Source organism: Methylorubrum extorquens (genome assembly GCF_024169925.1).
Classification (GTDB): domain Bacteria; phylum Pseudomonadota; class Alphaproteobacteria; order Rhizobiales; family Beijerinckiaceae; genus Methylobacterium; species Methylobacterium extorquens_A.
Window position 1 is genome coordinate 3,796,069 of record NZ_JALJXF010000001.1, and the last position, 19,180, is coordinate 3,815,248.

The 19,180-nt window shown below is 68.9% G+C and carries 21 protein-coding genes; 11 read left to right on the forward strand and 10 right to left on the reverse strand.

Features of this window, described 5'->3' with window-relative positions; all coding sequences use genetic code 11:
* Nucleotides 1–4: 4 nt before the first annotated feature.
* The 3 genes from J2W78_RS17720 to J2W78_RS17730 all read right to left on the reverse strand — a co-directional run bounded on the left by J2W78_RS17720 (nucleotide 5) and on the right by J2W78_RS17730 (nucleotide 2,718).
* Nucleotides 5–436, reverse strand: coding sequence for a CBS domain-containing protein (locus J2W78_RS17720; RefSeq protein WP_253372632.1), 432 nt, complete (start codon nucleotides 434–436; stop codon nucleotides 5–7).
* Between the two features lie 328 nt (nucleotides 437–764).
* Nucleotides 765–1,652, reverse strand: coding sequence for a transporter (locus J2W78_RS17725; protein ID WP_253372634.1), 888 nt, complete (start codon nucleotides 1,650–1,652; stop codon nucleotides 765–767).
* A 241-nt stretch (nucleotides 1,653–1,893) separates the two neighbouring features.
* Nucleotides 1,894–2,718, reverse strand: a complete 825-nt coding sequence (locus J2W78_RS17730; protein WP_253372636.1) for a rhomboid family intramembrane serine protease — start codon at nucleotides 2,716–2,718, stop codon at nucleotides 1,894–1,896.
* A 241-nt stretch (nucleotides 2,719–2,959) separates the two neighbouring features.
* Between J2W78_RS17730 and J2W78_RS17735 the strand changes: the two genes are divergently transcribed.
* From J2W78_RS17735 to J2W78_RS17760, 6 genes are all read left to right on the forward strand, one after another.
* A complete protein-coding gene (locus J2W78_RS17735; protein WP_253372638.1) occupies nucleotides 2,960–3,580 on the forward strand; it encodes a PAS domain-containing protein in 621 nt (206 codons plus the stop codon).
* Nucleotides 3,581–3,766: 186 nt separating this feature from the next.
* Nucleotides 3,767–4,390 (forward strand): PilZ domain-containing protein, encoded by a 624-nt coding sequence (locus tag J2W78_RS17740; RefSeq protein ID WP_253372641.1) that lies wholly within the window; start codon nucleotides 3,767–3,769, stop codon nucleotides 4,388–4,390.
* 481 nt (nucleotides 4,391–4,871) lie between these two features.
* The gene (locus tag J2W78_RS17745; protein WP_253372643.1) at nucleotides 4,872–5,531 is read left to right on the forward strand and encodes a transglutaminase-like cysteine peptidase; all 660 of its coding nucleotides are present in this window, start codon (nucleotides 4,872–4,874) and stop codon (nucleotides 5,529–5,531) included.
* Nucleotides 5,532–5,737: 206 nt separating this feature from the next.
* A complete protein-coding gene (locus J2W78_RS17750) occupies nucleotides 5,738–6,442 on the forward strand; it encodes a transglutaminase-like cysteine peptidase (protein ID WP_253372645.1) in 705 nt (234 codons plus the stop codon).
* Between the two features lie 127 nt (nucleotides 6,443–6,569).
* Nucleotides 6,570–7,685, forward strand: coding sequence for an ATP-binding protein (locus J2W78_RS17755; protein WP_253372647.1), 1,116 nt, complete (start codon nucleotides 6,570–6,572; stop codon nucleotides 7,683–7,685).
* Between the two features lie 196 nt (nucleotides 7,686–7,881).
* On the forward strand, nucleotides 7,882–8,844 hold the full coding sequence (locus tag J2W78_RS17760; RefSeq protein ID WP_253372648.1) for a Tim44 domain-containing protein: 963 nt from the start codon (nucleotides 7,882–7,884) through the stop codon (nucleotides 8,842–8,844).
* Nucleotides 8,845–8,942: 98 nt separating this feature from the next.
* On the opposite strand, the gene J2W78_RS17765 is transcribed toward J2W78_RS17760, so the two are convergent.
* From J2W78_RS17765 to J2W78_RS17785, 5 genes are all read right to left on the reverse strand, one after another.
* Nucleotides 8,943–9,149, reverse strand: a complete 207-nt coding sequence (locus J2W78_RS17765) for a Trm112 family protein (RefSeq protein ID WP_253372650.1) — start codon at nucleotides 9,147–9,149, stop codon at nucleotides 8,943–8,945.
* A 55-nt stretch (nucleotides 9,150–9,204) separates the two neighbouring features.
* Nucleotides 9,205–9,873, reverse strand: coding sequence for an LON peptidase substrate-binding domain-containing protein (locus tag J2W78_RS17770; RefSeq protein ID WP_253372652.1), 669 nt, complete (start codon nucleotides 9,871–9,873; stop codon nucleotides 9,205–9,207).
* Between the two features lie 85 nt (nucleotides 9,874–9,958).
* Nucleotides 9,959–10,867, reverse strand: a complete 909-nt coding sequence (locus J2W78_RS17775) for a thioredoxin family protein (RefSeq protein ID WP_253372654.1) — start codon at nucleotides 10,865–10,867, stop codon at nucleotides 9,959–9,961.
* Nucleotides 10,868–11,100: 233 nt separating this feature from the next.
* Nucleotides 11,101–11,625 (reverse strand): hypothetical protein, encoded by a 525-nt coding sequence (locus tag J2W78_RS17780; RefSeq protein WP_253372656.1) that lies wholly within the window; start codon nucleotides 11,623–11,625, stop codon nucleotides 11,101–11,103.
* A gap of 72 nt (nucleotides 11,626–11,697) precedes the next feature.
* Nucleotides 11,698–12,687: a glutathione S-transferase family protein gene (locus J2W78_RS17785; protein WP_253372658.1), complete on the reverse strand. Its 990-nt coding sequence runs from the start codon at nucleotides 12,685–12,687 to the stop codon at nucleotides 11,698–11,700.
* Nucleotides 12,688–12,856: 169 nt separating this feature from the next.
* Between J2W78_RS17785 and J2W78_RS17790 the strand changes: the two genes are divergently transcribed.
* A complete protein-coding gene (locus J2W78_RS17790; RefSeq protein ID WP_253372660.1) occupies nucleotides 12,857–13,975 on the forward strand; it encodes an NADH:flavin oxidoreductase/NADH oxidase in 1,119 nt (372 codons plus the stop codon).
* Between the two features lie 180 nt (nucleotides 13,976–14,155).
* Here J2W78_RS17790 and J2W78_RS17795 read toward each other — a convergent pair whose 3' ends face one another.
* On the reverse strand, nucleotides 14,156–14,932 hold the full coding sequence (locus J2W78_RS17795) for a phosphodiester glycosidase family protein (RefSeq protein ID WP_253374077.1): 777 nt from the start codon (nucleotides 14,930–14,932) through the stop codon (nucleotides 14,156–14,158).
* A 227-nt stretch (nucleotides 14,933–15,159) separates the two neighbouring features.
* Here J2W78_RS17795 and J2W78_RS17800 point away from each other — a divergent pair, with 227 nt between their 5' ends.
* Complete coding sequence (locus J2W78_RS17800; protein ID WP_253372662.1) at nucleotides 15,160–15,702, forward strand: hypothetical protein; 543 nt, start codon at nucleotides 15,160–15,162, stop codon at nucleotides 15,700–15,702.
* Between the two features lie 52 nt (nucleotides 15,703–15,754).
* Here J2W78_RS17800 and J2W78_RS17805 read toward each other — a convergent pair whose 3' ends face one another.
* Nucleotides 15,755–16,162, reverse strand: coding sequence for a DUF4174 domain-containing protein (locus J2W78_RS17805; RefSeq protein ID WP_253372664.1), 408 nt, complete (start codon nucleotides 16,160–16,162; stop codon nucleotides 15,755–15,757).
* A gap of 108 nt (nucleotides 16,163–16,270) precedes the next feature.
* Here J2W78_RS17805 and J2W78_RS17810 point away from each other — a divergent pair, with 108 nt between their 5' ends.
* From J2W78_RS17810 to J2W78_RS17820, 3 genes are all read left to right on the forward strand, one after another.
* The gene (locus tag J2W78_RS17810) at nucleotides 16,271–17,287 is read left to right on the forward strand and encodes an NADP-dependent oxidoreductase (RefSeq protein ID WP_253372666.1); all 1,017 of its coding nucleotides are present in this window, start codon (nucleotides 16,271–16,273) and stop codon (nucleotides 17,285–17,287) included.
* A 206-nt stretch (nucleotides 17,288–17,493) separates the two neighbouring features.
* Nucleotides 17,494–18,072, forward strand: coding sequence for a single-stranded DNA-binding protein (ssb, locus tag J2W78_RS17815; protein ID WP_253372668.1), 579 nt, complete (start codon nucleotides 17,494–17,496; stop codon nucleotides 18,070–18,072).
* A gap of 478 nt (nucleotides 18,073–18,550) precedes the next feature.
* A complete protein-coding gene (locus J2W78_RS17820; protein ID WP_253372670.1) occupies nucleotides 18,551–19,156 on the forward strand; it encodes a helix-turn-helix domain-containing protein in 606 nt (201 codons plus the stop codon).
* The last annotated feature ends 24 nt before the right edge of the window (nucleotides 19,157–19,180 follow it).

Sequence of the window (19,180 nt, forward strand, 5' to 3'; positions counted from 1 at the left end):
GTCGTCAGGCCATCGTGATGTAGTCGCGCATCGCCCGATGCTCGGCTTCGACGGTCGCGATACGCCGCTTCACCACGTCACCGATCGAGACGACACCGACCAGACGCCCCTCCTCCACCACCGGCAGGTGGCGGAAGCGGCCTTCCGTCATCGTCTCCATCACGTCCTCGATGCTGGCGCGCCGGGTGCAGGTGACGACCTTCGCGGTCATGTGATGCGAGATCGGGCGGTCGAGGGCCGAGGCGCCTTCGCTGGCCAGCGCCCGCATCACGTCGCGCTCGGACAGGATGCCGATCACGCGGCCCTCGGCATCGCCGACCACGAGGGCACCAATCTGCTTCTCGGCCAGCAGGTGGATCGCCTCGTCGATGGTGCGATGGGGCGGCACCGTGACCACCGAGCCGCCTTTCTCTGCCAGGATACGCGCAACGGTCATGAAGTCTCCTCCCAAGGGTGACCGCACCGTCAGCCCGCGGTGCGGGAGCGGATACGACCGGGTTGGCCCCGGTTCTTCCCTGGCAAGTGTGTGGCGCCTCGGCCGCGCTGGCAAGCGCCGGACGAGGCGCTATTGTTCATGAAAGAGAAAAATCGGAAGAAAAGTTCACTGTCGCCGTGAGGGCCGATGTGTTCTTGCGTGATGCGCGGCTTTGCACGGCACCGGCACCTCGATCACGGACAGCGTGCAATGAAAAAGCCGACCCGGACGGCGGAGCGCCATCGGGGCCGGCTTCGTATCGTGACGCGGTCGGCGCGTGAGTCCTCTCTCAGCGCCCCTCAGCCTGACGGCGGGTGATCAGGGTACGGTTCGGCTCGGCCTCACCCTTGTTCTGCAGGAACGGGACGATGATGCGCAGCCAGCCGCGGGTTTCCTTGCCGCCGTAGTTGCGCTCAGCCACGTCGCGGGTGACGTAGCCCTGCACGTTCATGAAGCCGAAGTTGTAGCCGACGAGGCCGCCCACCGCGATCTGGCCCTGCTGCCGGTAGCCGACGACGTTGGTCGTGAGATCGACCGAGCCGAAGGCCACGGGGCCGACCTGCCACTTGCCGAACTTCTTGGTCAGGGTGACGTCGAGGTTGAGGTAATCGGGATAGAGCACGCCGTTGGGCGAGCGCGGCTCGAGGATGTGGCCGTAGAGCAGGTTGCCGGTGATGGCCCAGTCGTTGGCGGCGTAGGTGAGCGCGAAGCGGTGGCTCAGCGAGGGGGACTGGGTGAGGAAGCGGGTGTCCCAGGGGAGGTAGCCGCCGAGAAGGTAGCTGACGCCGACGCCGCCACCGAGATCCCAGGCGAGCTGGCCCGCGAGCAGGGGCTGACCCCAGCCGCTGTTGTAGGGCGCGCCGCGCACGCTGGAGGCGGCGATGGGCGCGACGAAGACGAACTGCACCTGCCCGCCGAGAACGGAGAAGGGCGTCGCCCACAGCAGGGTCGGCAGGTTGACGTTGCTCTCGGAATCGAGCGGCGAAGTCTCGCGCACGCCGAAGCTCGACAGGTTCACGGCGTAGAAGCCCTTCGGGAACGGCGCACCGAACGGCACACCGACGGTCTGGCCGGGCTGCGCGGCGGAGGCGGCTTGGGCGGCTGTGCCACCGAGGCCCCACGCAGCGGCGGATAGGGCGAGCCCGAGACGGGCGATGACGGCTGCTCGTTGTTTCACCGGGGTCCACTCTCCATCAGGAACAAAGCGATCATTTGCTGGTTTGGTTTTAATCCGCTTTCGTTCAGATAATCGACGGACGAGGCGGCCGTTTTATTGCCACCTCCATTTCAAAAGAAACCGATGTGGCGCCAAAGTCACAGGCCGTTTTGGCAAACCTTGGAAGTGTCTGAAAAAATTCGTCTATATCCAGGCTATCATCTCGGAATGAAGGCCCCGAGAGCGCTTTCGTAACGGATGATTAACCCCGTTGTGACCTGCCGCGGCGCTCCATCAGCGGCAGAAGAAAGAAGCCGGCGGCGAAGCCGCCGAGATGCGCGTCCCAGGCAATCGGCCCCTCGCTGCCCCCGAGCGGCAGGGCCAGGACGCCGAACAGCAGGTTGGTGACGAACCAGACCCCGAGGAACAGCACCGCCGGGCGGTTGCGCAGCAATTCGGGGATCGTCTGCAGCCTCGGCCGCGGCGGCAATTGCCAGGGCGCCCCGGCCACGAAGGGCGGCGGAGGCTGGAACACGAAGCGGGCCGCTGCCGCCATGAGGGCCGAGATGCCGGCCGAGGCGCCGACCAGCGGCATCAGGCTGTAGGGATCGACGAAGAGGTGGACGAGCGCGCCGACCACGACGCCTGCGAGCGCCAGCAGGCCATAGCGCAGGACCCCGTAGCGACGCGCGATCGGGGTGCCGAAGACGGCGAGCCACACCGCGTTGAAGATCAGGTGCACCCACGAGCCGTGCAGCAGGGCGTAGGTCGCGCCGGTCCAGGGCATCGCCGACGGCTCGGCGACGAGATAGCGGGCGAATTCCTGCCGCGCCGTGGCAATGTCGGGCCGGGCCGCTCCCTCCCCTGCCGCCCGGACGATCTCGGCCGCGGATGCGGGATCGAACGCGGCGGTCCAGCGGGCGGGAATGAAGGCGAGGTTGAGGAGCACCGACAGGTCGAGTTCATCCGGCAGGACGCTGCGGACGATGTGGATCACGGCCAGAACCGCGATCGAGACCGTGACGACCCTCGGCAGGTTGAAGACGGGTACGCGGCCCTGGTGCGGCAGGTCGGGAGAAGCATCCATTCGGCACCATGTCGGGGGCAGGCGGGACGCCGCAAGGTCCAATCGGGCACAGGGTCGGCCAATTGCCGCCGAATTCGTAAATGGCCCGTTAAGGTTAAGGATGAGTTGCGCGAGCGTGCCGGGACGGGACGGCATAGGGTGTGCGGAGAGGGACCACGAACGGCGCACGGAGACGCGTTCTGTCCCGTGCCGACCGAGAACCGAGCCCGTTTCGAACCGGGCCGTACCGATGCGGAACATCATGAAGCATCCGACCAGCCGTCAGCTTCACACCTACTGGGACCGGCTGCGCGGAGAACGGTCCGCGCCCGAGCGCGGTGAGATCGAGCCCGGCGAGATCCGCAACCTGCTCGCCGACAGCTTCATTCTGGAAACCGATCCGGCGCGGCAGTCGAGTGCGGTGCGCCTGGCCGGCACCCGCCTGTGCGCCCTGTTCGGCCGCGAGTTGCGGGGCACTTCCTTCGTCGATCTGTGGGGCGATCGGCAGCCGGCCTTCTCCGATCCGTGGCAACTCGTCGAGACCGTCACCGGCGATACGGTGGGCGTGGTGGCGGGGATCACCGGCGTCACCGCGCGGGACGAGACTCTCGATCTCGAACTCCTGCTCCTGCCCCTGCGCCACCGCGGCAAGACCCAGGCGCGCATTCTCGGCTCCCTCAGCCCCCATTGCATTCCGACCTGGCTCGGCAGCCGCCCGATCCTGCGGCTCGAAGCCGTGTCCCTGCGGGTGCTCGAGACGGCCGCGCCGGAGCCCGCGGCGATGCGAACCTTCGTCGACGCCCTGCCCGAGCCCGCCAACGATGCCCGCCCCGTCCGGTTCGGCCACCTGCTGGTTCACGAGGGGGGGCGCAGCAACGCCTGACCGCCTGCGGCGCGGGGCACCGTCCCCAGCGGACGAAGGCGATGGGCGGTGCTTGATACGGACCGCTTTCACCGCCGGATCTCACTTTCGTGACGGCTTGCGAGTCATGTTCGATATGCCTGCAAGTCTTTTGTAACCGCAACGCGGCTAGTGATTCGGCAGGGACATCGAGACCGCCGAGCTGACATGACTGAGCTTTCCCGATCCGGGATGGCCCCCACCCTGTCCGATTACGCCGCCGAGCAGCGCCGGCACCAGCGGGTGCGCGCGACGTTGCTCGGTCGCTACATGTTGGCGGACCGGCGGGAATATCCGTGCCAGACGGTGGACATGTCCCCCGGCGGCGTCCGCCTGACCTGCGCCGTGATCGGCGCGCTCAACGAGCGCGTAGTGTTGTATCTCGAACAGATCGGCCGGCTCGAAGGGGTCATCGTCCGCCACCCGCCGCGGGGCTTCGCCATGCGGATCAACGCGACGCCGCGCAAGCGCGACAAGATCGCGTCCCAGCTCATGTGGCTCGCCAACCGCGAGAGCCTCGGCCTGCCGGAGGGCCGGACCAACGAACGCCTCGTGCCGAACCAGCCCGGCGTCACGCTGCGCCTGGAAAGCGGCCGGTTCATCGCCGCCCGGATCATCGACATCTCGATGTCGGGCGTGGCGCTCGCCACCGCCTCGTCGCCGCCGATCGGCACGCACCTTCTGGTCGGCTCCACGCCCGGTCGGGTGGTGCGCTACTTCGAAGGTGGAATCGGCGCGCAGTTCATGCTGCCGATCTCACCCGACCGCTTCCACGAGGGCATCACGCTCTGACGTGACGGGGCGCCGCATCGGAGCCCTTGCCGGATCGATACCTCATCGCACAGGCTGGCTCCTGAACGGAGCGTTCCGCCGCGCGTGGTCCGAGGCCTGAAGATCGCCGGCCCAGAGGGGTAGTAGCCGATCGCCCGCCCGCTCCCGCCTTCCCAAGCCTCCATCTCCCGGATCTTCCCCGGACACGCCGCCCCGTCCGCAGCAAAGCGGTGGAGCCGGCGAAATGCCCAGCCCCTCGTCGCGCAACCACGGAATGCGGCGGCCGGTGCGCCCGCGATCTCATGGGGCCGACCGGCGGCGCTTCAGGGTTTCCCGGTCCCTAACGCGATCCCCCGCATTTGCCGCAGATCCGTGAGCCGCAATTCGCCCTCACGCAGAAGCGGATCGTCGCCGGGGCGAATCGATAAAATTGCGCGGATCGGCTTCAGCGCGGCGGAGGAGGTGCGGCGACATCCTGGCCTCGTTCGAAGGAAACGCCACGATGCGCACCACCGGGACGGGTCATCTCAAGTCGGGTCTCCAGATGGGGATGCTGGCGCTGCTGGCCCTCTGCGTCGGCTTCATCGGCAGCGCCGAGGCGCAGACGGCCTCGCAGATGGCAGCCCTGCCCGCGGCGAGCGCCGGCCTCACCCCCGGTGCCGCGGCCAAGCCGATCCTGGCCTGGACCGAGTTCTGCCAGTCCTATCCGGCCGAATGCGCCTTCGACCGGGCCGAGCCCACCCGGATCACCCTGACCCCGGCCGTCTGGTCGAGCATCGTCTCGGTCAACCGGCGCGTGAACCGGACGATCGAGCCCATCACCGATCAGGAGCATTGGGGCCGCCCCGACCGCTGGGACCTCGCCGAGGACGGTGCGGGCGATTGCGAGGACTTCCAGCTCCTCAAGCGCCGGATGCTCGCCGAGGCCGGCCTGCCGCGCCGGGCGATGCGGATGACCGTCGTGATCGACGAGAAGGGCGAGGGCCATGCCGTGCTCACCCTCGTCACCGACCGCGGCGACTACATTCTCGACAACAAGACCAACGCCGTGATGCCCTGGCACGAGACCGGCTACGTCTTCATCAAGCGCGAGGGGCAGGACACCCTGGCATGGGTTTCGCTCGGTGGGGCCAGCTCGCCCGTCACCACGGCGAACCGGTGATCCGCGGCCCGGTTCGCTGCTCGCTCCCGCACGGCTGAAGCCGTTCGCGCGGGCAAGTGTGACCGGATTGCCAGCCTGATCGGGGTTGTCTCGCCATGGCACAGATAAGCGGCCATCCGCCTTCACCCTTCCGTCACTTTCGTATTGAGCCGGGCGCCGGCCCGTGCAAGCTTTGCCGGGAAACAGGGGCGGCAGGACGGTCGGCCATGCGGTACGCGGTGCTTCGGAGCGTCGGCGACGGATCGGCGTTCCCCCGCGGGAACGTGAGGCGGCGCCTCCGCCGGGCGGCCCATCTGTCCCTCGTCGGCGCCACCCTGTTGCTCGGCGGCGCCGCGGCACCGGTCCAGCCGAGCCAAGCCCGCACCGTCGCCGGCCTGCCCGAAGCGGGCACCGCCGCCGATGCAGGCGCGCCGGCCCGGCCCGTGGCGGCCTGGAACGATTTCTGCGCCCGATACCCGTCCGAATGCGCCGTCGATACCTCGGAGCCGGCACTCGTCGCCCTGACGCCCGCGCTCTGGCACACGCTCACGACGGTGAACCGCCGGGTCAACGCCCGCATCAAGCCGATCACCGACATGGCCCATTGGGGTGTCGTCGATCGCTGGGATTTTCCCGATGACGGCTTCGGCGATTGCGAGGACATCCAGCTCCTCAAGCGCCGGATGCTGGTGGAGCGGCGCCTGCCGCGCCGGGCCCTGCGCATGACGGTGGTGATTGACGAGATCGGCGAGGGCCACGCGGTGTTGATGGTGCGCACCGACCGGGGCGACCTCATCCTCGACAACAAGACCAACGCGGTGCTGCCCTGGCAGCGCACCGGCTACAGCTTCATCAAGCGCGAGGGACAGGACGGCAAGGCCTGGGTCGGCCTCGAGAACGGCACTTCGCCCGTCACCACCGCCAACCGCTGATCCGGATCGACTTTCGAGCGTTGACGGCCATGCTGCTGCCGCGCTCCGGACCATCCATGAGACGTCCCCTCGCCCGCCGAGCCTCGTCGCCTGCCACAAACGCCCTCGCCCTTACCGGCGGCGCCCCATGATGTTGTCCGGCGCCGCTGCATCACCCACCCCGGAAGGGGGAGCCGGGACGGGGTTCCTCGCCCTGCTCCCGTTGCCCGCACTCATGCTGGAAGTATTGGAGGCCGGGCCGACGATCACGGGCGTCAACCCCGCCCTGCTGGCGCTGACCGGCTTCGACGAGGCCGCCTTGGTCGGCAGCGGGATCGAGGCGCTTGCCTGCCGCCAAAGCGATCATGCCGGCTGGACGCCCTTGCGCGCGGCGCTGACCCGCGGCGAGGCCGGCAGCGCCGAGCTGCTGTTCGGCCGCAGCGGCGGCGCCTCGTTCTGGGGTGAGATCCACCTCACGGCCCTGCCCGGCGAGGGCGCCCCCCGCGTCCTCGGCCAGATCGTGGACGTGACGCGGCGGCGGGATGCCGAGGATGCGCTGGCCCTATCGCGGCAACGGGAGGCGCTCGGCCTCCTCACCAACAGCGTCGCACACGAGTTCAACAACTTCCTGCAGATCCTGATCGGCTATATCGACGGGCTCAAGCGGCGCCTCGGCGACCGGCCCGAGCCGTTCATTCAGCGAGCCATCACCCGCTCCACCGAGGCGTCCGAGCGGGCCGCCGTGCTCACCCGCCAGCTCCTTGCCCATTCCCGGCGGATCGCGCCCGACCTGCGCCCGGTCGATCTCGCCGCGGCGGTGCGGTTCGGTCTCGACCGGCTGCGCCCCACTCTGCCGGCCGGGATCCGGCTCGACTTGTCGATCCCGGAGGATCTACCGCCGGCCCTGTGCAACCCGATCCAGCTCGAACTAGCACTGGGCCACATCCTTGCCAATGCCTGCGAGGCGATGGCCGGGCAGGGCCGCATCCGCGTCGCACTGTTCGCCATCGAGCCGGGCGACCGCTCGCTCCAGCGCCCGGAGGCCGGGGCCGTCGGCCTCACGGTTTCGGATACCGGGCACGGCCTGTCGCCGGAGATGCTGTCGCGGGCGCTCGCGCCGTTCGCCACCACCCGTGAATCCGGACGCGGTGCGGGGCTCGCCATCGTGCACGGGCTGATGAAGCGCCAGAACGGCACGATCTCCATCGAGAGCCGGCCCGGCGAGGGCGCGACCGTACGGCTGGTTTTCCCGGCTGCCCGGTGACGCCCGAGCCCGCAAGGGCGCGGCTTGGCGCCGTCCGCCGCCCCCCAAGATGGGTTCGGGCCGCAGCGTGGCGGTTCGTGAGACACTCTTAACCGTTCGAAACTCACCCCTGGATCGGGACTAAAAATCCCGCTCGGACGCCACCATCTTAAAGGGGCGATTGTTCCCTTTCACGCTCACCACGAGGTTTTGACCCATGGCATCCTCCCCCGCGCGCCGTCGGCGCGTCGTGACCCTCCTTGCGCTTGCGGCTTCGCTCGCCCTTGCGGCGCCCGCCGTCGATGCGCGGCCGGGCGGCGGTGGCGGCATGGGCTCGCGTGGCTCGAAGACCTTCAGCGCGCCGCCCTCCACCGCGACCTCGCCGGGCGCGATGGGACCGATCCAGCGCTCGCAGACGAGCCCGAGCCCCGGCTTCAACAATCCCGGCATGGCAGGCCAGAGCCAGGGCCGGCGCTTCGGCGGCGGCTTTCTCGGCGGCATGCTCGGCGCCGGACTTCTCGGTGCCCTGCTGGGTGCCGGCTTCTCCGGCGGCCTCGGCGGCATCGGCTCGTTCATCGGCCTGATCTTCCAGATCGGTCTGATCGCCTTCCTCGTGATGCTGGCGGTGCGCTTCTTCCGCCGTCGTCAGGAGGGCCAGCCCGCCATGGCCGGCAACGCGCCCCATGCCCGCTCCGGCCTGCCGCCGCAGGGTGGCATGAATCCCGGCGTTAATCCGATGGGTGGCGGTCTGGGCGGCAATGCCCGTCCGCAGCCCGTCCAGCCGGTTCAGGTCCAGCCGGACGACTTCCAGGCCTTCGAGCGCTCGCTTCAGGAGATCCAGGACGCCTATGGCCGCGAGGACGTGGCCGCCCTGCGCCGAGTCGCGACCCCGGAGATGGTGAACTACTTCGAGGAAGACCTGCGCGCCAACGCCGCCCGCGGCGTGGTCAACCGGATCTCGGACGTGAAGCTTCTCCAGGGCGACCTGTCCGAGGCGTGGCGTGAGGGCCCGATGGAGTTCGCCACCGTCGCCATGCGCTTCTCGCTGCGTGACGAGGTGTTCGAGCGGGCCACCAACCGCCATGTCGAGAACGGCCCGCAGGAGGCCAAGGAGTTCTGGACCTTCGTGCGCGAGCCCGGCGGCCCGTGGCTGCTCTCGGCGATCCAGCAGGGACGCTAACCGTCCTCAATCGTCCAACGAAAAGGGCGCCCCGCGAAAGCCGGGCGCCCTTTTTCATGTTCGCTCTCTCACAGCATCGACGGCGCGTCGCCGACCGATCAATCCGTCAGGGAACGGGCCTCTTCCGGCAGCATGATCGGGATTCCGTCGCGGATCGGGTAGGCGAGCTTGGCGGAGCGGCTGATCAGCTCCTCGCGGGCGGCGTCGTATTCCAGCGCCTCCTTGGTCAGCGGACAAACCAGGAGTTCGAGCAGCCGGGGATCGACCCGGGTCGCTTCGACGGTGGGGGCAGGCGTATCGGCCATGATGTTTGCGTCCTGTGGGCGGGCTCCCCGACCGCCAGCGGTCGGAAGCCCTTGATTACTGCAGCGTCGGCTCGGAGCCGCTGGCGCGCACCAGCTCCATTTCGGTGACGGCGACAAGGACCTCGGCGCGCGTCTTCAGGTCGGACGCTTCGAGCATCGCCTGCTTCTCGCGGACGCCGAACGGACTCATCATGCAGAGCGCGTTGACCAGAGCCTCGTTCGACGCCTCGTCGATTCCGGCCCAATCGACCTGAAGCTCGTTGGCATCGACGAAGTTGCGCAGGGTCTGGAGCACGCTCTCGCGATCGACCGCTTCCTCGCCAGCCCGCGCCTCGAAATCCTGGGCGAAGGCGTCGTAGGAGACTTGGCAGCGGCGATAGGCGGTGGTGACGGACAATTCGCTCTCGACCCGGAAGCGACTGACGCCGGTGAGCGAGACCAGATAGCGGCCGTCGCCGGTCTCGGCGAACTGGCTGATCCGCCCGGCGCAGCCGACCCGGTAGAGCCGGGGGCTGAGCGGCGAGCCGGCCCCGTCCGCGTCCGGCTGGATCATGCCGATGATCCGGTCGGAGCGCAGCGCGTCGTCCACCATGGCGAGATAGCGCGGCTCGAAGATGTTGAGCGGCATCTGTCCCCGCGGCAGGAGCAGCGCCCCCGGCAGCGGGAAGATCGGGATGACGGCGGGGCAATCCGCCGGCGACTTGCAGCTCGGCTGCGGGCTCATGCGCGGCTTTCCTGCTGTGGGACCGGACGGGGGGCGCCGCATCCGGCCGCTTCGGTCGCCCCGGCGTTCTCGCGGAGAGTGTGGCTCACGAGAACAGCAGCGTCGAGAGCTGGCGGCGTCCCCGGATCGCGGCCGGATCCATCAGGCCCCAGGCCTCGAAGAACTGGAGCAGTTGCTTGCGCGCCGCGTCCTCGTTCCAGCTCCGGTCGGCGCGGGCGATGGCCACGAGCTGATCGACCGCCTCCTCGCGCTTGCCCGCCGCGTTGAGGCCGAGCGCGAGATCGAACCGGGCCTGGAAGTCGCTTCCGTCGGCCTCGATGCGCCTCTGCAGCGCGGCGAGGTCGCCCAGGCTTCCGGCTTGGTCGGCGAGTTCGAGGGCGGCGCGTACGCCCGCCAGCAGCGGGTCGTCGGACTTGTCCGCGGGCACCATGGCGAGAACCTGCTTGGCGTTCTCGGCCTCACCGAGTTCGAGCTGGGTCTTGGCGAGGCCGGCGATGGCCTTCAGGTTCTCCGGCTCCTCGCGCAGGACCGCGGCGTAGAGTTCGGAGGCGGCAGCGAGATCGCCGGCGGAGGCGACCGCGGCGGCCTCCTCCAGCACCTGATCGATCTCGGAGGGGCCGGCGAGCCGATCGACGAAAGCGCGCACCTCGGATTCCGGCACGGCGCCCATGAAGGCATCCACCGGACGGCCGCGGTCGATCGCGATCACGGCTGGGATCGATTGCAGGCCGAGCTGCTGGCCGATCTGCTGCCAGACGCCGGGATGCTCGTCGATGTTGAGCTTGGCGAGCTTCACCCGCCCGCCCGACGCCCGCACCACCTTCTCGAGGACCGGCGTGAGCTGCTTGCACGGGCCGCACCAGGGCGCCCAGAAATCGACGATCACCGGCTGGTTCATCGACTCGGCGATGACATCCTGCCGGAACCCCGCCGTGGTGGTGTCCTTGATGAGGCCGTCGACGGGGGCGCCGGCGGCGGCGTTGGCTTCGAGCATGGAGCCCTCGGAGATTCACAAAACGCACGTCGATGCGGGCAGCGCGGGTTCGTGCGGCGCATCTTCGCGTTACATGGGGCTTGGCGGCGCGGCTGACCAGACGTTTTCGCAATCACCAAAGCGCTCTTGCGCAGGACCGGGGCCGGTTCGGCGAACGAGCGCGTGACATCACGAAGCCGACGTCTCGTGGCCGGTCAGCGCACAGCCGGCACGAGCATCAGGCCATAGCGGGCTCAAGGCTTCGGCGGATTGGCCGAACCGTCCTTCGGGAGATCCTTTGCCCCCTCCTTGCCCGGTTCGGCGCCGGCCTTGGTCTCGGTGACGAATACGCCCGCATAGGTCTTGCCCTGCGAGGTCGCCTCGCAGGCGATCCGGGTCTTGCCGGGCTCCGGCTTCGAGAACTTGCAGGCGCCGACCGCGGGGGCCGGGCTGCGGGCGATGCCCTCGCTGTTCCTCATGCCCGGCACGACGAGGCTGATCGGCTGGAGCTGCTCAGTCTCCTCGGTCTGCTCGTGCTGAGTGCCCGCACCGCTGAAGCTGAGGGACTGTCCGTCCCAGGCGGCGAAATCGAAGGTGGTGCGCCCGCGCGCGACCGTGTTGACGAGCTGTTCCTTGCAGTTCTGGGTGATGTCGAGGCCGCCGATCACCAGCCGCTCGCACTGGCCGGTCATCTTCACCTCGGCCTGCTGAGCCGAGGCCGGGCCGGCGGCAACCAGACCCAGTAGGGCGAGAAGCGGGGCGCGCGAGCGGATCGTCATGGCGTGGTGTTCCTCCTGGTCGGCATTCGCTGCCGGTTGTCGCCGGGGATATTTCCTGCGGGGCGCCCCGGTTCAACCGCCGAAGCGCAGGGCGCGATCGTTGGGCGCAGTGAAATCGAGTTCGGGGCCGAGCGGCACGATCCCGGTCGGGTTGATACCGGGATGGCTGCCGTAATAGTGGCGCTTGATCTGATCGAGGTTCACCGTCTCCGCCACGCCCGGCAGGGCGTAGAGGTCGCGCAGGTAGTTCGAGAGGTTGGGGTAGTCGGCGATCCGGCGCCGGTTGCACTTGAAGTGCCCGACATAGACCGCATCGAACCGCACCAGCGTGGTGAACAGGCGGATATCGGCCTCGGTGAGCACCGATCCGCAGAGGTAGCGCTGCCGGCCGAGCCGGTCTTCGAGCGCGTCGAGTTCCGCGAACAGGGCGGTGAAGGCGTCCTCGTAGGCGTCCTGCTTGGTGGCGAAGCCCGCCTTGTAGACGCCGTTGTTGACCCGGTCGTAGACGCGCTCGTTGATTGCATCGATTTCAGGCCGAAGGGCCTCCGGGTAGAGGTCCGGCCCGCCTGCGCCGAAGGCGCCGTTCAGCATGCGGATGATCTCGGCCGATTCGTTCGAGACTATGGTCTCGCGCTCCTTGTCCCACAGCACCGGCACGGTGACGCGGCCGGAATAGTCGGATTTCGCCCGCACGTAGATCTCGTAGAGCCGCTTGGCCCCGAACAGCGGATCGGCGGTCGAGCCCGGCACCCCGCCCTCCTCCTCGGCCCGGAAGACCCAGCCCTCCTCGCGCATGTACGGCGAGACCACGGAGACGGTGATGGCCTTCAGCCCCTTCAGTCGGCGGACGATCAGCGTGCGGTGAGCCCAGGGGCAGGCGAGCGCGACGATGAGATGGTAGCGCTCCGCCTCGCCGACGAACCCGCCCTCCCCCGAAGGACCGGGGGTGCCGTCGGGCGTCACCCAGTTGCGGAAGGCGGCGGCCGAGCGCTCGAAGCGCCCGCCGGACTTGGCGGTGTCGTAGCCCTTGTCGTGCCACGTCCCCTCGACCAGCAATCCCATCCCGAACGGTCCTTCCGTTTTTCGCACAGAATGAGATGGAGGAACTCGCCGCCGGGGGAAGCCCGCGGCGAGGATCTCGTGTGCCCCTTGCGCGGTTCCGGGCTGGCGGCCGTGGGCAGCTTATCCCAGATAGGCCGCCAATCGCCGCCACCGCGACCGGAGCCTGCCGATGTCCGCCCGCCTGTTCGAGCCCCTGCGCCTGGACGACTTGGAACTCGAGAACCGCATCATCATCGCGCCGATGTGCCAGTACTCGGCGCTGGCCGGCGCGGCGACGGATTGGCACCTGTTGCATCTCGGCCAGCTCGCGCAGTCGGGCGCCGGGCTCCTCACCCTGGAGGCGACGGCGGTCTCGCCCGAGGCGCGGATCTCGCCGGGTGATCTCGGCCTCTACGACGACGCCACCGAGCGGGCGCTCGCCCGCGTGCTCGACGCGGTGCGCGGCTACGCTCCCATTCCGGTGGCGATCCAGATCAACCATGCCGGCCGCAAGGCGTCGAGCCGCGCGCCCTGGGAGGGCGGCGCCCAGATCGCCCCGGACGCCCCCGACGGCTGGCGGACCGAGGCGCCCTCGGCGGTGCCCCACGCGGAAGGCGAGGTGCCGCCGCACGCCCTCGACGCGGACGGGTTGAAGCGGGTGCGCGACGGTTTCGTCGCGACGGCCAAGCGCGCCCTGCGCCTCGGCATCGACGCCGTCGAGCTGCACGGCGCCCACGGCTACCTGCTGCACCAGTTCCTCTCGCCGCTCTCCAACTGCCGGGACGACCAGTACGGCGGCAGCCTGGAGAACCGGATGCGGTTTCCGCTCGAATGCTTCGAGGCTGTGCGCGAAGTCGTGCCCGCGGGCAAGCCGGTCTGGATGCGCGTCTCGGCGACCGATTGGGTCGAGGAGGGCTGGACCCTCGACGAGACGGTGGAACTCGCCCGGGCCCTCAAGCGCCGGGGTGCGGCCGCCATCCACGTCTCCACCGGCGGCCTCTCGACGGCCCAGAAGATCCCCGTGGGGCCGGGCTATCAGGTGCCCTTCGCCGAGCGGATCAAGGCGGAGACCGGGCTCACCACCATCGCCGTCGGCCTCATCACCGAGCCGCGCCAAGCGGAAGCCATCCTGGCGGAGGGCAAGGCCGATGTGGTCTCGCTCGCCCGCGCCATGCTCTACGATCCCCGCTGGCCCTGGCACGCTGCGGCCGAACTCGGCGCGCAGGTACGGGCACCGAAGCAGTACTGGCGCAGCCAGCCGCACCAGTTCAAGGATCTGTTCAAGAGCACGGCCTTCGGGCAGCGATAGCGCCTCCCGCCCGCAACTGACTCCCACTCTCGAACCTCATCCTGAGGTGCGCAGCGCAAGCGCAGCCTCGAAGGATCCTCCAGACCCCGCGAGATCCCTGGAGGATCCTTCGAGGCCCGCTGGCGCGGGCACCTCAGGATGAGGGCGTGATTGGGAAGGCGTGGTGCTCCGACTGCCCGTCTACTTTCCCACCGCCCCCACCAGCGGCCCGAGCGGCCGGCTCAGGTCGGAGCGGCCGAGGCCGGGCGCGTAGAGGCTCGATACGCTGCCGTCGAGGAACAGGGCGTTGCGGCAACCGAAGCTGTCCTTGAACAGGCGGGCGAAGGCGCCGAAGGTCACTGGGCGCTCCGAGATCGCGAACACCGCGACGTGCCCGCCATCGCGCACGCCGACGCCGTTGCGGATCTTCTGGCTCGGGCCGTCCGCCGAGATCTTGGGGTGGATCTTGCCGTCGATCACCAGCATCGGCCCCGATTGCGTGGCAAAATCCGGTGCCGGCTTGGCGCGCAGGTAGCGTCCGGTGTCGAGCACGCCGGCGCGGTCGCCCTTCACGAAGAAGACGCCGTTCGGCTTGAGGTGGAAGTTGCCCGGCCCGTTGGCGATGGAGGCGCCCTTCAGCTCGCGCCCGTCCTCGACATAGAGCCCGACCGGGGCCTGCCCCTTGTCGTACATTCCGGCATTCATCGCGAAGCTGAGGCGCGGGCCCTGCCGGTCGGCGAGGCTCGACAGCGAGCCGTAGGGCAAGCCGTCCGTTCCGAGCCAGAACAGCCGCACGCGCTCGCGCCGCAGATCGACGGTGCAGACCGTGTAGGGCTGCCCCTCGAACTCGACCGCTTGGCACGGCCCCTTGGCGACGGGCGCCGCCTGCGCCTGGACGGGCGCGGGGGCGAGCGGCCCGACAACGAAGCCGGCGACCAGGGCAGCAGCGAGAGCGGGAACGGCGAGGCAGCGGCGCATCACGGGCGAGCGGTTCCTGAAGGGGCGGCCCCTGCGGGGCAGGCATGGCCGTATCCGCCCTCCTCGCGCGAAAGCATGGCAGCATTCAAGCGGCCTGCCCGACGCGCCGTTTGGTGCATCGCGTGATCACAAGATGTTTGGGACCAGAGGTCGCAGGGACCGTTTTTTCCCGTCACACGTTCAAAACCAGCAGGGGAGCAATTTCTCTCTCGGGTGGAGACGATCTGATGAAACGGGTTGTTCTGGCATCGGCGCTGATGGCGAGCGCGCTGATGATGATCCCGGCCACCGCCGATGCCCGTCCGGGCTTCGGTGGCTTCCGTGGCGGCGGGTTCGGTGGCGGTGGTTTCCGTGGTGGTGGATTTGGCGGTCCGCGCTTCGGCGGCGGGTTCGGTGGGTTCCGAGGCGGCGGCTTCGGCGGCCCGCGTTTCGGCGGCGGATTTGCCGGCCGGGGCGGTTTCTATCGCGGGGCCGGCTTCGGCGGCTGGCGCGGCGGATATGGCGGTTGGCGGGGCGGCGGCTGGGGTTACCGGCGCGGCATCGGTCTCGGCGGCGTCGGCCTCGGACTGGGTCTCGGCCTCGCCGCGGGCGGCCTCTACGGCGGTTATGGTGGCTGGGGCGGTGGCTATGGCGGCTGGGGTGGTCCCTACGGCTACTCGAACGTCGGCTACGATCCGTACTTCGGCGGCGGTGGCGGTTGCTACACCGTCCCGCGCCTGACCTGGACGCCCTACGGCTACCGCCGCGTTCTCGTCGAACGCTGCTACTGATCGAACCGAAGTTGATGAAGGGGCCGCTCGCGGCCCCTTTTTCTTGCGCGGGTCAGCGCCGCTTCGCCTCGTCCTGCCGCATCGGCATGGCGTCGATGGTGGAAAACAGGCGCTGCGGCGGAATCGGCTCTGCCGAGGTGAGCTTGGCCCCGCCGTCCTTGCCGACGAGCACCGCCCGGAAAGCATCGTCCGAAAGACCGAGATGCCGACGCAGGGCGGAGGCCTCCGCCCCCTTCCCCACCGCCTCGATCGTGACGAGATCACGCTCGGACGCACCCGTCCGCGCCGATGCCAGCGCCTGCCGCTGCGCCTTCAGCCGCGCGTCATCGGCATCCGGCGCGGCCAGCACCAGCACCCGCGATGTCCCGCGATAGCCCGACAGCGGATCAGCCCCCGCCGCTCCGGCGGTGCCGCACACCGCCAGCATCGCCGCCGTCACAGCTGCCGTCTTCCACGCCATCGCGAACCTCCGCTGTTGTGCCGCCATGCATTGCAAGAACATGCATTGCCGGAACCAGCGCGCGACCCATCTGCCCGGTTCCACCCCGAACGAACCCCGGAGGGCTCCATGGCAGTCGTCAACCGTCGGATCGTGCTGGCTGCGCGCCCGCACGGCGAGCCGAAGCCCGAACATTTCCGCCTGGAAGAGGGGCGAACCCCGACGCCTCAACAGGGCGAGGTGCTGCTGCGGACCCGCTGGCTCTCCCTCGACCCCTACATGCGCGGGCGGATGAGCGCGGCGAAATCCTATGCCAAGCCCGTCGAAATCGGCGAGACCATGGTCGGTCAGACGGTGAGCGAGGTGGTCGCCTCGGAGAATCCGGCATTCACCGAGGGCGATCTCGTGCTGGCCAATTCCGGCTGGCAGGAATTCGCCGTCTCGGACGGCCAGAATCTGCAGCGCATCGACCCCGCCGACGGGCCGCCGAGCCAGTTCCTCGGCATCCTCGGCATGCCCGGCATGACCGCCTATACCGGGCTTCTGGAGATCGGCCGGCCACAGCCGAAGGAAACCGTGGTGGTGGCCGCCGCCGCGGGGCCGGTCGGTTCCCTCGTCGGCCAGATCGCCCGCATCAAGGGCGCGCGGGCCGTTGGCATCGCAGGGGGCGCGGAGAAATGCGCCTACCTGACCGAGACGCTCGGCTTCGACGCGGCGGTCGACCACCGCGCCGCCGATTTCCCCGATGCGCTGGCCCGCGCCTGCCCCGACGGGATCGACGTGTATTTCGAGAATGTCGGCGGAGCGGTGTTCGACGCGGTGCTGCCGCTCCTCAACGATTTCGCGCGGGTGCCGGTCTGCGGCCTCGTCGCGAGCTACAACTTGAGCGAACTCCCCGCCGGGCCCGACCGCTCGCCGGTGCTGATGCGTGCCATCCTCACCAAGCGGCTGACGCTGCGCGGCTTCATCGTCTGGGATTTTGCCGCGATGCACGGCGATTTCGTGCGCGACGTCGGCGGCTGGCTGCGCGCCGGACGGGTCCAGGCGCGCGAGGACGTGGTCGAGGGCCTGGAGAGCGCACCGGCCGCTTTCGCCGGAATGCTGCGGGGCGCCAATTTCGGCAAGCTCGTCGTGAAGGTCGCCTGACTGGGACCGCGCGTCGACGAGCGTGATGCGGCTTGTCGAGCAACGAGAACGGAGATAGAACATTCGCGGCGGCTACGACACGCGGTGGTTAGCGGGCACAACGGTCGCGGATGGCTTGCCCGGACGGGGCGGCACCCTCAAGAGTCGCGGCCATCGCGGGCGTGGCGTACAATGCCCTGTGAGATCGGACCGGATGGAGAGATGAGATGGCGGGCAGCGTCAATAAGGTGATTCTGGTCGGCAATCTCGGGCGCGATCCCGAGACCCGGCGTCTGTCCTCGGGCGATCCCGTGGTGAATCTGCGCATCGCGACGTCGGAGTCCTGGAAGGACAAGGCGTCGGGCGAGCGCAAGGAAAAGACCGAGTGGCACTCGGTCGTGATCTACAACGACAACCTCGCCAAGGTCGCGGAGCAGTATCTGCGCAAGGGCTCGAAGGTCTACATCGAGGGCCAGCTCCAGACCCGCAAGTGGACCGACCAATCGGGCGCAGAGAAGTACACCACCGAGGTGGTGCTGCAGCGCTTCCGCGGCGAGATGACGATTCTCGACGGCCGGGGCGGTGGCGGCGGCGGCGACTTCGCGGGCGAGGACGAGGGCGGCGGCCAGATCAGCCGCGGCGGCGACCGGGGTGGTGATCGCGGCGGCGACCGCGGCGGGCGGGACGATTACGGCTCGAGCCGCTCCGGCGGCGGCGACCGCCGGCCCTCCTCGGGCGGCGGCGGCGGCGGCGGCGGCGGCGGCGGCAAGCCGAACTACGACCTCGACGACGACATTCCGTTCTAGAACATCGTCCCGGAAGGCAGTGGCCGGCTTTCGGGAAAAGACGATGCAAAACAAAAGCCGAGAGCATCGTCCCGGATCCGATATCCGGGACGATGCTCCAGGATTTCAATCGAGAAACGGCCTTGGGAAGGGTCGGCGCGAACAGCGCGGGCCCTTTTGTCGTATCGGATGGTGAAGTGTCTGCCGGTGGCAGGATGTTTTGACGAATCGTGAATGCGGGCACGGATCGCCGTGACAGCCTGCACGAACGCGAAACGCGTTTACGTCGCACCGAGCCTGCCCGGAATGTCGGCATCACGGGCGAACGCGGGGCGGAACAGAGGCTTCATCGCAGCCACGTGCCGATGTTCAGCATCGGCGAAATGACAGTTGCAGCGGGCCACATGACGTCCCGCAGCGGCCGCTCCCGGTGGCGGTGGCGAAATCCTGCGCCATAATCATTTCGCGCCGCAACGGCGAAAGGAGCAGCCAGGGATCCATGCTGAACACTGCGTCGAACGCGCCCGTCGCGGAGGAGCGTCCCCTGGAAAAGGCGCTCGGCCACCAAGTCCGCCTGCTGCGACGGGAGCGCGACCTGTCGGTGGCCGACCTCGGCAGTGCGGCCGGCATCTCGCCGGGCATGATCTCCAAGATCGAGAACGGGGCAATCTCGCCCTCGCTCGCTTCGATCAACGCGATCGCCTCGGCCCTCAACGTGCCGATCACCGCCCTCTTCGCCGCCTTCGAGGAGACCCGTGACTGCAGCTACGTGAAGCGCGGCCAGGGCGTGCCGATCGAGCGGCGCGGCACCAAGGTCGGGCATCTCTACGAGCTTCTGGGCGCCGGAATCCGCGGCGACGTGGTGGTGGAGCCCTATCTCATCACCCTGCAGGACGAAGCCGAGGCCTATACGAGTTTCCGCCATGTCGGGACGGAATTCATCTACATGCTGACCGGCGAGGTGATCTATCACCACTCGGGCCAGGACTATCACTTGGCGCCCGGCGATGCGCTGATGTTCGATTCGAACGGCCTGCACGGCCCGGCCAAGCTCATCGAGACGCCGATGACCTATCTCTCCGTCATCGTCTATCCGCGGGCGTGAAGGCGCCGCGCGATAACGATCCGT